At 62.4% G+C, this 13657-nt stretch carries 12 protein-coding genes; 9 read left to right on the top strand and 3 right to left on the bottom strand.

The window, feature by feature from the left end:
• Positions 1-25: 25 nt before the first annotated feature.
• The 3 genes from NWF31_RS02025 (at position 26) to NWF31_RS02015 (ending at position 5045) form a co-directional block, all read left to right on the top strand.
• Complete coding sequence (locus tag NWF31_RS02025; protein ID WP_258358826.1) at positions 26-1210, top strand: efflux RND transporter periplasmic adaptor subunit; 1185 nt, start codon at positions 26-28, stop codon at positions 1208-1210.
• Positions 1207-4329 (top strand): efflux RND transporter permease subunit, encoded by a 3123-nt coding sequence (locus NWF31_RS02020; protein ID WP_258358825.1) that lies wholly within the window; start codon positions 1207-1209, stop codon positions 4327-4329. The genes NWF31_RS02025 and NWF31_RS02020 overlap by 4 nt, the downstream gene beginning before the upstream one ends.
• 104 nt (positions 4330-4433) lie before the next feature.
• The gene (locus NWF31_RS02015) at positions 4434-5045 is read left to right on the top strand and encodes a TetR/AcrR family transcriptional regulator (protein ID WP_258358824.1); all 612 of its coding nucleotides are present in this window, start codon (positions 4434-4436) and stop codon (positions 5043-5045) included.
• 88 nt (positions 5046-5133) lie between these two features.
• On the opposite strand, the gene NWF31_RS02010 is transcribed toward NWF31_RS02015, so the two are convergent.
• On the bottom strand, positions 5134-5319 hold the full coding sequence (locus NWF31_RS02010) for a hypothetical protein (RefSeq protein WP_258358823.1): 186 nt from the start codon (positions 5317-5319) through the stop codon (positions 5134-5136).
• Positions 5320-5685: 366 nt separating this feature from the next.
• On the opposite strand from NWF31_RS02010, the gene NWF31_RS02005 reads away from it, so the two are divergent.
• From NWF31_RS02005 to NWF31_RS01980, 6 genes are all read left to right on the top strand, one after another.
• Positions 5686-6645: an LCP family protein gene (locus tag NWF31_RS02005; RefSeq protein WP_258358822.1), complete on the top strand. Its 960-nt coding sequence runs from the start codon at positions 5686-5688 to the stop codon at positions 6643-6645.
• 63 nt (positions 6646-6708) lie between these two features.
• The gene (locus NWF31_RS02000) at positions 6709-7440 is read left to right on the top strand and encodes a WecB/TagA/CpsF family glycosyltransferase (RefSeq protein WP_258358821.1); all 732 of its coding nucleotides are present in this window, start codon (positions 6709-6711) and stop codon (positions 7438-7440) included.
• Positions 7441-7540: 100 nt separating this feature from the next.
• Positions 7541-11158, top strand: coding sequence for a S8 family serine peptidase (locus NWF31_RS01995; protein ID WP_258358820.1), 3618 nt, complete (start codon positions 7541-7543; stop codon positions 11156-11158).
• A gap of 82 nt (positions 11159-11240) precedes the next feature.
• Positions 11241-11405 (top strand): type II toxin-antitoxin system Phd/YefM family antitoxin, encoded by a 165-nt coding sequence (locus tag NWF31_RS01990; RefSeq protein ID WP_258358819.1) that lies wholly within the window; start codon positions 11241-11243, stop codon positions 11403-11405.
• 75 nt (positions 11406-11480) lie between these two features.
• On the top strand, positions 11481-11675 hold the full coding sequence (locus NWF31_RS01985; RefSeq protein WP_258358818.1) for a hypothetical protein: 195 nt from the start codon (positions 11481-11483) through the stop codon (positions 11673-11675).
• The gene (locus tag NWF31_RS01980) at positions 11675-11989 is read left to right on the top strand and encodes a PIN domain-containing protein (RefSeq protein WP_258358817.1); all 315 of its coding nucleotides are present in this window, start codon (positions 11675-11677) and stop codon (positions 11987-11989) included. The genes NWF31_RS01985 and NWF31_RS01980 overlap by 1 nt, the downstream gene beginning before the upstream one ends.
• Here the strand turns inward: NWF31_RS01980 and NWF31_RS01975 are convergent.
• Positions 11964-13040, bottom strand: coding sequence for an anti-sigma factor family protein (locus tag NWF31_RS01975; RefSeq protein ID WP_258358816.1), 1077 nt, complete (start codon positions 13038-13040; stop codon positions 11964-11966). The two genes, NWF31_RS01980 and NWF31_RS01975, sit on opposite strands and share 26 nt — an antisense overlap.
• 11 nt (positions 13041-13051) lie before the next feature.
• A complete protein-coding gene (locus NWF31_RS01970; protein WP_258358815.1) occupies positions 13052-13639 on the bottom strand; it encodes an RNA polymerase sigma factor in 588 nt (195 codons plus the stop codon).
• Between the last annotated feature and the right edge of the window lie 18 nt (positions 13640-13657).

Here is a 13657-nt window from a genome sequence, read left to right as displayed (position 1 = left end):
TGGTGAAAAAGGAGAGGAGACCGCAGTGCGAAAGGGATGGAGGAACGGCTTTTCTTTTTTCCTGGCCATGCTGGTACTTTTACTGGGTGTTGCCGGCGGGGGATGCGGCAAGCAGGAGGCCGGGCCGGCGGAAGCACCCCGGGTGGCGGTGGAACTGGCACCGGTAAAGCGGGGCAGCATTGCCCGGGCGGTACGGGTCAGCGGCACCGTCCGGGCCGGGGCCACTGTCCAGGTAATGGCTGCCAGCACAGGGAAGATAAAGTCCGTATTTGTTGACGTCGGCGATAAAGTGGCCCGGGGCCAGGTAATAGCCGAACTGGACAACAGCGCCCTGGAAGCAGGCCTGGAGCAGGCCCAGGCGAACCTGGAGCAGGCGCGCCTTGGCCTGGAGCAGGCCGGGGCTGTGGTAAAGCAGGCCGAAGCCCAGGCGGCCCTGGATGCGACCAACCTGCAACGCATCCAGGCCCTCTATGACCAGGGTGCCGCTTCCCGGCAGCAGCTGGATGCCGCCACCCTGGCGGCGACCGTCAGCCAGGAGAACCTGACTGCAGCCCGCGCCTCCCTGGAGGCCGCCCGCGCCCGGGTCACCGCAGCCGAGGCAGGCGTGCGCCAGGCCGAGGTGGCCCTGGAGAATACTTATATTAAAGCACCGGTAGACGGCGAGGTGGCGGCGCGCCTCCTGGAACCCGGTACCCTGGCCCAGGGGGCGGTGGTTACCCTGGTGACTTCCGGCCAACGCCAGGTGGAAATCGGCGTCACCGGCCAGGACGTCAACTACCTAAAGCCGGGACAGGAAGTAACTGTAGAAGTCCCGGCAGCAACGGCCGGCTCCCTGAAAGGCCGGGTAGACAGCGTCAGCCCGGCCGCCGATACCATTTCCCGGCTCTATAAAATCAAGATCGGCCTGCCCGATGCGCCGGCCGAGGTGAAGCCCGGCATGGCCGCCACGGTTACCTACATTACCAGGCAGGTTGATGATGCCCTGCTGGTGCCCAAAAACGCCGTGGTCAAGAGCGGCGCCCAGGACGTGGTCTATACCGTAGTCGACGGCAGGGCTGCAGGCCGGCCGGTCACCACCGGCATCGCCGATGATACAAACATTGAAATCACCGGCGGGCTGGCGGAAGGCGAAATGGTAATCGTCAAAGGCCAGGACTTTGTCAGCGAAGGCCAGCCGGTGGAAGTGGTCGACGGGGGGGCCGGGGCATGAACTGGCTGCATGCACTCATCAGGCGCCCGGTAGCGGTAACTGTGGCCGTCGTTGTAGCAATTTTCCTCGGCGGCGTCTCCCTGGCGCGCCTGCAGATAGACCTCCTGCCCGATCTTAACCTGCCCTACGCTGCGGTGATAACCTCTTACCAGGGATCCGGGCCGGAAGAAATTGAAAAGACCGTTACCCAACCCCTGGAAGAAGTCCTGGGGACGGTCCAGGGCGTAAAGAACATCCAATCGTACAGTACGTCCGGCACCTCCATCGTCCTCCTGGAATTTGACTGGGGCCAGGATATGGATTTCGCGGCTTTGAATATACGCGAGAAAGTCGACCAGGTCGGGGGTTTCTTACCCGATGGAGCCGACGAACCGGTGATCGTCAAGTTCGATCCCAACATGATGCCCGTAATGACCTTGGCCGTGTACGGCGACATGGACGAGCAACGCCTGAAGGCCCTGGTGGAAAACACCATCAAGAGCCGCCTCGAGCGCCTGGAAGGCGTCGCCTCGGTCAACGTCACCGGCGGCCTGGAGCGGGAGATCCAGGTGCTGGTGGACCCGGCCCGGTTGCAGCTCTACGGCCTCTCCATCAGCCAGGTGGTCCAGGCCCTGGGGACGGAGAATAGAACCTTCTCCGCAGGTAAGGTCAGTGACGCCGGCAAAGAGGTCCTAGTACGGGTCGATGGCGAGTTTAACGACCTGGAACAGATCCGCCAGGTTACCATCTCCACCGCGGCAGGGGCAGTGCGCCTGGGGGATATAGCCGAAGTACGGGATTACCACGCTGATCGCTACAATTATGCCCTTTTCAACGGGAGGCCGGCCATCGGCCTCTCCATCCAGAAACAAACCAGCGGCAACACGGTGCAGATCGCCCGGGCCGTTAAAGAAACCATCCGCGAACTGCAGGATGAATTACCGGCCGGGGTAACCCTGGAACCGGTAATTGACCAGTCCGGCTACATCGAGAGCGCCATCGGCGGCGTGTACCGGGATATACTGTACGGCGGGCTGCTGGCCATGCTGATTATCTTCATCTTCCTGCGGCATTTCCGTGCCACCCTGGTCATCGGCCTCACCATTCCCATCTCGGTAATTACCACCTTTATCCTCGTCTATTTCGGCAGGATGACCCTCAATATGATGACCCTGGGCGGCCTTTCCCTGGGAATAGGGCGCATGGTCGACGACGCCATCGTCGTCTTTGACAACATCTACCGCCACCGCCAGGAAGGCCGGGAAGCCATGACAGCGGCCGTAACCGGGACGCGGCAGGTGCTCACGGCGGTGGTGGCCTCGACTTTGACCACCGTCTCCGTCTTCCTGCCTATCGCCTTTATCGAGGGCATGGCCAAAGAAATTTTCGGCCCTCTGGCCCTGACGGTGGCCTTTTCCCTGACGGCTTCCCTGATCGTTTCCATGACCGTCACCCCCACGGTAGCGGGCCGCCTCCTGGCCGGCAGCCTGCCGCCGGAAGCCACGACGGCCCGCAATTTCTGGCACAGCCTGGTTAACGGCCTGTGGCTGGTACGTTTGAGCGACGCTTACAGCCGTTTCCTGGCCTGGGCCCTGGGACACCGCAAGCTGACGGTAGCGGCAGTGACCGTTATCTTTGCCGGCAGCCTGGCCCTGGTGCCGGCCGTCGGCGTGGAATTCTTACCGGCCACTGACGAAGGAACCATCACTGCCACCATAGAACTGCCGAAGGGCACCAACCTGGAGACAACTGCCGCGGTAGCCGACCGCGTTGTGGAGGTTGCCCGCCAGCAGCCGGAAGTCCAGAGTATTTACCAGCAGATAGGCAGCACCGGGGGCATGATCACCTTTACGAGCGGCGAGGCACCGGAGGCAGCCAGCATCAATATTAACCTTGTTCCCCTGGAACAGCGCCGCCGCAGTTCTGCCGAAGTCGCGGAGTCCATCCGGGCCCAGGTACAGAAAATCGCGGGCGCCAGGATAAACGTCACCGCTACTTCCAGCTTCGGAGGGGCCATGAGCGGCGCCCCTGTACAGGTCGACATCCACGGTTCTGACCTGGAGCGCCTCAAAGAACTGGCCGAAAAAGCCCGGCAGCTGGTAGCCGCCGTGCCCGGCGCCGTGGGAGTCGAAAACAGCATCGCCAAAGGCCGCCCCCAGGTAGAGATTATCGTCGACCGCGAAAAGGCCGTCCTCTACCAGCTGGGAGCCGGGCAGGTAGGCGCTGCGGTGGCCACGGCCGTGGGAGGTACGGTAGCCACCCGCTACCGTACCGGCGGCGACGAATACGACGTCCGCGTCATGTTACCGGAAGCAGGCCGCCGCAATATCGCCGATCTGGAAAACCTTACAGTATTATCACCCCTGGGAGTGCAGGTGCCTTTGAAGGAAGTCGCCACCTTTAAAATAGACACCACCCCCAGCACCATATACCGCTACAACCAGGACCGCGTGGCCAGCATCATGGCCAATTTAAGCGGGACGCGGCCCCTGGCCGCCGTGCTGGAAGACGTGCGGGCGCAAATGGCACAGCTTGACCTGCCCCAGGGTTACAGCGTCGAATACACCGGTCAGGTCGAGATGATGACAGAAACCTTCGGCCAGCTGGGTTTGGCCCTCATCATGGCCGTAATCCTGGTGTACCTGGTCATGGCGGCCCAGTTCGAATCCTTCTTCCATCCCTTTGTGATCATGTTTTCCATCCCCGTGTCTTTGACCGGGGTAGTCCTGGCCCTGCTGGCCACAGGAAGGACCTTTAACGTCGTTGCCTTTATCGGCATTATCATGCTGGCCGGCATCGTCCTCTCCAATGCCATCATCCTGGTAGACTATATCAACATCCTGCGCCGGGAGGGAATGCCGCGGCAGGAGGCCATCATGGTCGCCGGCCGTACCCGCCTGCGGCCCATCCTGATGACGGCCCTGACCACCATACTCGCCATGCTCCCCCTCGCCATAGGTATCGGCGAAGGGGCGGAAATGGAAGCCGGCCTGGCCACGGCAATCATCGGCGGCCTGGTCGCTTCCACGATGCTGACCCTGGTGCTGGTACCGGTACTTTATACCCTCTTTGAGGACCTGGGCCGGCGGCTGGCACGCCTCCTGCGACCGCTGCGGTACCGGCAGGGAGCAGGGGCGTAGGCAAGGGTTAACGGGCTTACCGGGGGTGGAGACGAACCGCCGCCGGTAATGCCGGCCGGGAAATGTTTTAGACAGCGAAAGCATGAGGAGGGGAGGGGAGAAACATGAACCGTGGGGCAGGGGACAAACGGCGGCAGATTATGGAAGCCGCCACCAGCGTTTTCGCCGCCCGCGGCTTTTACCAGGCCAAAATAGCCGACATCGCCGTGGCCGCCGGGGTAGGGAAGGGGACCGTGTATGAGTATTTTCGCAGCAAAAAAGACCTCTTCCAGCAGATGCTGCTGCATCTCATCAAAGACCACCTGGACCGCCTGCAGGAGGTCACCCGGGAGCCAACCCTGGCCGGTTTCGTAGAGCGTTTTTTCCGGGAGAACCTGGGCTACTTCCAGGCGAACCGGGAAATTGCCAGAATTCTCTTAAGCGATCACCCGCCCATCGACGCCGCTACCCAGAAGCTGCTCCTTGCGGCCAAAGAGGAAATGCTCCGGCGCCTGGAAGCCTATCTCCAGGCAGCCGCCGGGCGGGGTGAGATGCGGCCGGTACCGCCCCGGCTGGCGGCCGGCCTCATAACCGGTTTTATTTTATCCCTGGGGCACCAGGTCGTCTTCAACGGCGAGACAAGCTACAGCCCGGACGCCATCGCCGCCGAAGCAGCGGCAATCATCCTCCGCGGGATCGGCAGCCCGGACGGCGTTCCGGGGGGACCCGCGGCCTGAAGCCGCTGCGTCGTCCCCCCGTTGCCGCGCCCGCCGGGCCGGCAATCACGAAAAAAGCGCGGTTGCAATACCGCGCCTTTTGCTCCTCCTAGACCACATTTCGCTTGGGAAGCCTGGCTCTGGGCTTGCTTTTGCTTTTGCCCAGTTCAAGCTGCTCGTCGATGTCCATAATCCTGACGAGCAGGTGGGGCCGTTCTCTTTCCGAGGCATAGGCCCACTGTTCCAAGAGCGCCTTGCGTTCGCGGAGGAGATTGCGCTGGATGTCCTTTAACATTTCTGTACCTCCCTTCTTCGTAATAAATAAGTAAAACGGGGGAATTGCAGGAAACTAAAGGCTTTTACTAAATAGTATCTCTCGCTATCCCCGTTTTTATTATATCATAAAGACGTGTACTTTGTGAATTATAGCTTGAAAAAAAATTGCAATTATTTGCCCTCGTCAGGAGAAAAAAATTACTAACAGGAATCACATTCCGGGTGTCGAATTAAATCCTGATAAACGGGACGACCTTGGGGCCGGTGCGGCAGGAACATATAGAGGGCGCGTCAGGGCGCCCATTGCTTTGCCCGGGAAAAAATCCTGCATACCGGTGGAACCAGTAAGGCAATTCCATCGTCTATATGTTTGGAGGCAGAACCCATGGCGACATCAGACCGCTATCAAACTGAATTCTGGGGTGAAGGGCAGGCGGTAGCCCGGCGCCGCCGCAGCTCCCTTCCTTTGCTACTCGGCTTGTTAATGCTGGCCTTTTTTACCTTCGGCGTCTTCGCCCTTGCCGGCTACCACCTGGCCAACATCTGGCTGGCCGGGGGGCTGTCGACCGGCCGGGGCGATGAAGACGGCAGCAACCCGGCCGGGGCGGCGCTTAACCAGCCCCAGACCATCCTGCTCATAGGCGTGGACCGGCGCGAGCCCGATGAACCCTCCCGGTCCGACACAATTATCCTGGCGGTCCTCGACCCCGGGAAACCCGCAGTCGACCTCCTCTCCATACCGCGGGACACCCGGGTAAAAATACCCGGCCACGGCTATGACAAGATCAACGCCGCCCATGCCTTCGGCGGCCCCAAACTGCTCATGGACACCATCAACGGCTTCCTGGGCACCCATATCGAGAAGTATGTGGAAGTCGACTTCCAGGGGTTTGAAAAAATTATCGATATCCTCGGCGGCGTCGAAATTGAAGTAGACAAGCGCATGTATTACCCGGAAGAGGGCATTAACCTCCAGCCGGGGCTGCAGCGCCTTAACGGCTACGACGCCCTGGGCTACGTGCGCTACCGCAATGATCCCGAGGGAGACATCACCAGGATCGCCCGCCAGCAGAAATTCTTGAAGGCCCTCCTCGACCAGACCTTGAAACTGAGCACCATCCCCAAAATCCCGAAACTGGTCAATGAAATCAGCCAGGAAGTCACGACCAACCTGGGCGCAAAGGAAATGCTTTCCCTGGCGTGGAGCATGAAGGATTTGGATGCGGGCGCCGTAAACTCATACATGCTTCCCGGAGAAGGCAGGTATGTCGACGGCATCAGCTATTACCTGGTCGACCAGGCAAAGCTGGCGGAAATCCTGGCCGCCATTCCCAACCTGCGGTGAGGAGGGCGCGGCTGTCGCCCCGGGGCGGCAGTTAATACCCCTTTTTAAGGAGACGGGAATATTATGTCAAATTGCTATGTCCTGGGCAACCGCGTCGACGCCCTTACCCTGGCCGGGGCGGTGTCCAGGGTGGCAGGGTTTATCGCGGCCGGCACCCCCCACCACGTGGTGACCCTGAACGCGGAAATCGCCTACCGGGCCTGCCGCGAGCCGGGACTCCAGGCCGTAATCAACCGTGCCCACCTGGTGACGGCCGACGGCGCCGGCATCCTCTGGGCGGCCAGGAAGCTCGGGACGCCGCTGCCGGAACGGGTTACGGGCATCGACCTCATCCAGGCCCTGGCGGCCGAAGGAGCGCGCCGGGGCTGGCGCTTTTTCCTCTACGGCGCCGCCCCCGGCGTGGCCGGGGAGGCGGCCGCGAGGCTGCAAAGGGAGCATCCGGGCCTTACGGTGGCCGGCACCTGCCACGGCTACCTGACGCCCGGGGAAATACCGTCCCTTGTAGAGGCCATCAAGGCGGCACGGCCCCACATCCTCCTGGTGGGCCTGGGCGCCCCCAGGCAGGAATACTGGATCGCCGCCCACCTGGAGGAACTCGGCGTGCCGGTGGCCATGGGCGTGGGCGGCAGCTTCGACGTCCTGGCGGGGCGGGTGCAGCGGGCACCGGCCTGGGTGCAGCGGCTGAACCTGGAATGGCTGTACCGGGTGCTCCGGGAGCCGGCCAGGGTCAAAAGAACCCTGGCCCTGCCGAAGTTTATGTTGGCGGTGCTGCGGCAGGCCCGGGAAAGGGGTTGAACCCCGCGCCTGCCGCCCGTCACGTTCAGCAAACAACGGCCGTCTTAAAACAACCGCCGCCGTCCGCGCGGCAGTTGTGCCCGGCAAGGAGTATACATATATGGGCATAAATTTACATAAAACAAAGACCCTTTCCTGGGTAATCTTCCCTTCCGCGCTCCTGCTCCTGCTGTTCCTCCTGGGACCTCCCCCCGGCCGCGGGGGTGAGGGTTTCCTGAGCGACCGTGCTGCCGATATTACCGGCGCCCGTCCCCTGGCCGCGCCGGGCCTGGTGGCGCCGGCAGGACTCACCGGCAAAGGCGAGATGGTGGGCCTTGCCGACAGCGGCCTGGATGCCGGCAGCGCCGGCGACATCCACCCCGACCTTGAGAGCGTTCCCGGCCAGATGCCCAAGGTGGTAATGCTCAAGAGCTGGGCCGGCCGGGAAAAGGCCGACGACCCCACCGGCCACGGCACCCACCTGGCCGGCATCATCGCCGGCACCGGGGCGGCATCAAACGGCCAGTACCGCGGCATCGCCCCGGGGGCGAGCCTCTACTTCCAGGGCCTGCTGAACTCCAGGGGCGAAATGGTGGTCCCGGAAGACCTTTCCCGTCTCTTCCGCCCTGCCTATGAGGCCGGCGTCCGCATCCACGTCAACGGCTGGGGCGGCGGCGCCAACGCCTACCGCGACGCTGCCGCCCAGATCGACGGCTTCGTCCACCAGTACCCCGGCTTCCTCCCCGTCTTCGGCGCCGGCAACGGCGGCCCGGTCCAGGGGTCCCTCACCACCGAGGCCAACAGCAAGAACGCCCTGGTGGTGGGGGCGAGCGAGTCCGTGCGCCCGGCCTTCAGTCCCGACGCCAACGACGCCAGCAGCCAGGCCAGCTTTTCCAGCCGCGGCCCCGCCGGGGACGGGCGCTTAAAACCCGACCTCCTGGCGCCGGGGACGGGGATCGTCGCTCCCCTTTCCCGCAGTGCCGCGAGCAATTTCCCTGCCGACGAAAACTACAGCGTCATGAGCGGCACCAGCCAGGCGGCGGCCGTGACCGGCGGCGCTGCAGCGGTTTTACGCCAGTACCTGAAGCTGAAGGGCTTTACCGAACCTTCGGCGGCACTATTGAAGGCCGCCTTGGTAAACGGTGCCCGGACGCCGCCGGAGGGGCCGACGGCCGCCTTTCCCGGCATCCTGGACCTGGCCGGGACGATCCTGGCCCTGGAAGAGGAAACTATGCACCTGGTGGACGAACGCGAAGGGCTGGCCAAGGGAGAGGAAATGACCTTCAAGGTCGAGGTGACGGACACGACCGTACCTTTAAGGGCCACCCTGGCGTGGACCGACCCGGCGGCGGCCCCGGGGGCGGCGCCCGCCCTGGTAAACGATCTAGACCTGGTGGTGATCGCGCCCGGCGGCCGGCAGTTTTTCGGCAATGATTATAACGGCACCGGCAAACCCGACCGTACCAACAACCTGGAGAAAGTTTACATAAAAGACCCTGTCCCCGGCACGTATACCGTTATAGTCCGGGCCGTCGCCGTCAACAAAAACGCCCTGCCCGGGACCAGGCAGCCGGTCCAGGACTTCGCCCTGGCCTACGGCCAGCCCCTGCAGCAGGGCGTGGTGGCCGGGGTCGCCGCCGACGGCCGGGTGGTATTGAGCGACGGGAGCATTATCGCCGCGCCGCCGGGAGGCATTAAAAACTGCGTTGACGGTGAAGCGGCGCCGGCCGGTGCCGCCCACATCCTCCCCGGTTCTGACATTTACCTGGGTCCCCGCACCCTGTACATAGTAGGCCGGAGCTGGCAGGCGGCCGGGGTCCAGGCCCTGGATACCAGCCAGGGCGTCCTGTTCCTGGAGATCAACGGCCAATCCCGCGCTGGCGGCTATTACTTCCATCCCACCGGCAGCCTGGCCGTCAACGGCCGGCCGGCCGGAACGGGGGACCTGCCACCGGGCTTTGCCCTGAGGGCCACCGTAAACCCCTCCACCCAGACCCTGTGGCGGGTGCTGGCCGGTTATGAAGAAAAGGAGGGCATTATCGCCCGCATCGACCCGGAGAAGGGGGAACTGCGCTTCCTGGGAAGCGAGAGCACCTATACTTTAAGCCCGCAGGTAGCCGTCACCTTTGCCGATAAACTGGTCGATGCCGCCGTTGCCGACCTGCCCTATGGCGCCGCCGCAGGCGCCGGGCCCGAATCCCTGGTGCCGGGCATGGCCGTGCGCCTGGTCCTCGACCCGGCGACGGGCCTGGTGGAATACATTGCCGTGAAAAGGGAACTGGCCGTTGGCCAGGTGACCCGGGTTGAGGACGACAGCATCACCCTGGCCACGGGTGCGACCTACACCCTGTTCCCCGGCGCGCCGGTCGAGCGCGACGGGGACCAGACGGGGATTTCCTCCATCCGCCCCGGCGACTGGACGGTATTTAACCTCATGCCCGGCAGCCGGGAGATTATAGCCCTGGCGGCCTACAGCACCGTCACCTACGGCCGCGTCCTTTATATAAGCCCGGACCGGCGCAGTCTCTACCTCATGGACTACGCCAATCAGTTCCGTATATACGGCCTGTACGGCCGCACGGAAGTGTTCCGCTGGGGGCTCCCGGCCGGAATAGATGTTTTAAGCCCGGGCGACTGGGTGCGCCTGACCCTGGACCCGGAAAAGGAAAAAGCGCGGCGCGTCGACATAGCCGCCCCGGCCGGTGAGAGTAACAAGGTCCTGGCCGCTGTCGACGGCAAAAAAGGCATCCTGCGCACTGCCGACGGCAGCAGCTACACCTTGAGCGAGCGCACCCTGGTCACCATAAACGGCTACCGGGTGGACGCCGCCGGCCTGCCGGCCTGGGTGCCCGTGACCCTCACCCTGCTGGAAGGGCCCCAAGGGCCGGTACTTGCCCGGGTCGCAGCTACTAGTTTTAGCGGCAGCTGGCCGCCGGAACTGGCCGTTACGGTCCTGCCGAGGGAAGACGGCTTTCTCCTTACGGGTACTACAACCGCCGGCCGGCTGTATTTGAACTATGACGACGGCAGGCAGGAGATAATTCACCTGAACGCCGGGAGAAATTTCCAGTGGCCTTTGCCCGGCGGGATTAAAAGCGTCCTCCTGGTGGCCCTGGACCGGGAAACCGGCGGCGTGACGGGGCAGAAAATCGACCTGGAAAGCACGGCCGCAGGAGGCTTCTGGGATACGCCCGGCCACTGGGCGGAAGCGGATATCAAAAAAATGGCCGCCCGGGGCATACTGGAGGGCTATGAGGATGGCAGCTTCCGCCCGGACATCCCGGTACGGCGGGTGGAGCTGGTAGCCATGCTGGTGCGCCTGGCAGGGTGGACGCCGGCCGGCGGGGAAACCCTGCCCTTCACCGACGCGGCCGCCATCCCGGCCTGGGCGCGGGGTGCCGTGGCCGTGGCCCGGGCCGAAGGGCTCGTCGCCGGCTACGAAGACGGTACCTTCCGCCCGGACCGGCCCGTCAGCCGGGTGGAGGCGGCGGCCTTCTTCACCCGCTACCTGGAAATAACAGTTAAAGACGCCGTTGACGGCGAAGCCGCAGGGTCGACCGCAGCGCAGCCGGCAGTTTCCCTGCCCTTTAACGATTGGCAAACCGTCCCGGCGTGGGGTCGGGACGCCGTGGCCCGCGCCTGGACATACGGCCTCATGCGCGGCTTGGCCCCGGGCGTTTTCGCCCCCCTCTCCCCCCTCACCCGCGCCCAGGCCGCCGCCGTCCTGGCGCGGATGTAATATGGCCTTATAATAGGCCTTGTGATATAGACCATTATTAGCTATACTATTAATAACAATCCATCCAGGAGGGTTGTTATTAATGTACATGGCTAATGTTACGGAAATCCGGCAGAATGCCAGCAAGATAATCGCCCGGGTTATAGATTCCGGTGAACCGGCAGTAGTTCTTCAGAGGTCAAAACCTGTCGCCTATATTGTGGCGGCTTCTGCTTATGAAGAAATGTTAAAAATAAAGCTAATGTAATTGTATAATAATGTTTAAGAGGACTAATTAAGGAGGCTTACTGCAATAAGCACAGCCAAGGAAGAACTAAAAAGAATGCTGAAAAAAATTGATGAGCAACAGGCAAAAGAAATATTATTTTTTTCCAAAAAAATAACCAGGAAAGGTGCTCAAAAAAAAGGAACGTTCTGGCCTGGCAATAACCTTTTACGTATGGGCGGCGCCTTTGAAGGACCGGCAGACCTGTCGAGGCGTCATGATGACTATATTTCCAGGGAGCACAAAAGTTAATGCGGGTTTTAATTGATACCAGCGCCGTAGTAGCTATACTCAATAGAGCCGATGAAAACCATTCCCGTGCTTTAGAATTAATCAGGGACGCCAGGAAGCAGGGAACAAAACTCTTTATGACCAATTTTTTAGTTGGTGAAATTTACGCTACTCTTCTGTCAAGGATAGGATTATATGCCGCCAGGGAATGGCTTATAAACAACGATAATTTAAGCAGTTCGGCTTCAAGCTATATGGCGGCTAATATAATAATAGCAGTAAAAAACTTAAGGGACCCGCGCGGGTCCCTTACTTCGTCTCCAGCCACAAAATGATGGTGTGCTGTTTCGTTTCCTCTTCCCAGGTGAGGAGCTGCTGCTCCAGGGCCCTGGCTTCCTTCGCGAGCTTTTCTTTCTCCTCCTCGCCTGTAGCAGCGTTTACCTGGGCCACCTTGGCCTGGTACTGCTCCAGCGTTTCGCTGAACTGCTGCGTCAGGTCCCTGGAGGTGCTGCTGCTCTCAATGACTTGGCCCAGCCGTTCCAGGGCGGGGAGCAGCGTGCCGGCCTTGCTTTCATCCACCTTGAACATATAGATGACCTTTTTCTCCTGCCCGTCGTCCTGGTCGGCGATAACCTGGATGGTAGCGCCGCTGCCGGCCGCCATGCCGGCGGCCCCGGTGCCTGCCCCAGCCGTATCGGCCACGGCTATTTTCAGCATGGTGCTGGTGGCCAGGTACCTGTCGCTCAAGAAGGTGTGGGCCACGTACGGCTCGCCGGCGGCCACCTGGACAGGCTGCCCGTCTTTAGCGGCACCCGCGCCTGTTGCGGTACCGGTGCCGGTTCCTGCGGGCACGGTTTTTTCACCGGGTTCTAACGGTGTGAGGCCGTTACCCGGAGTTTCCCCGCCCGCCGGCTGCTGCCCGGCAGGCCCGGCCGGTGTAATATTTGTATTGCTTCCCGGCGGCTGGCTAACCGCCGGCGGCTCCTTGCTCCCGGCCGGGTCGATGACGGCCACCTGGCCGCCGTCCTGGTGCTGTCCCCCGGCGGTTAAGGCCGGCAACTGCGGCCACAGGCCCCGCCCGGCGTAGCCAAGGGAGCCGGCGACCAGCACGGCCACCGCCGCGGCAGCCGCCGCGAAGCGCCGCACGGCCGTCCAGGATCTCCGCCGGGCCGCCAGCCGGGCCGCAGCCGCCGCCGGGAACCCCGGCGGAGCCGCCACCGGAGCCGCCAGACCCCGCAGGGCCCGGGAAATATCCAGCCATTGTTCAATTTCCCCGCGGCAGGCCGGGCATTCGTCCAGGTGCCGCCGGAGCAATTCATTTTCTGCCGGCGAGAGCTCCCCGTCCAGGTAGGGGGAGAAAAGCTCCCGCGCTTCAAGGCACCGCATAATTCCTCACCTCAAGGCCGGTTTCCGGCCGGTTTCTCCTCCGCCATTTGCGTTATTATATCTCTCATTGCCTGCCGCGCCCGGTTCAGGCGTGACTTGACCGTCCCCGGGGGGCACCCCAGCAGGGAAGCGATTTCATCATAGCTGTAACCCTGGAGCTCTCTTAAAACGAGCACCGCCCGGTACTCCGCCGGCAGTTGCGCCAGTGCCCCGCGGATAAAGCCCTGCAGCTCCAGCTCAACCACCCGTTCCTGGGGGTCGCCCCCGGCGGCCACCTCCCTGGTCACTTCCCCTTCCCCCGTGTCCAGGGGGGCGTCCAGGGAAACCACTGGGTGGCGGGTTATCTTCCGCCGCAGGTTTAAATATAAATTTACAGTAATGCGGTGCAGCCAGGTGCCCGGGTCGGCCTCGTAACGGAATTTGCCGAGGGCCGTGTAAGCCCGGACAAAGACCTCCTGGGCCAGGTCCTGGGCGTCGGCGTGGTTGCCGGTAAGCTGGTAGCTCAGGTTGTATACCTTATCCTGGTAGGCCAGGACCAGTTCTTCGAAGGAAACGGCGCCGTTCTTCTTGCCGGGCGCCTTATTGCTCCCAAGGTTCAAAAGAAACACCCCTGGAGG

This window comes from Neomoorella sulfitireducens (assembly GCF_024733845.1).
In the GTDB taxonomy this organism is placed as follows: domain Bacteria; phylum Bacillota; class DSM-521; order Neomoorellales; family Neomoorellaceae; genus Neomoorella; species Neomoorella sulfitireducens.
Note: the sequence above shows the minus strand (reverse complement) of the source record. Positions and strands in the feature narration are given on the sequence as shown.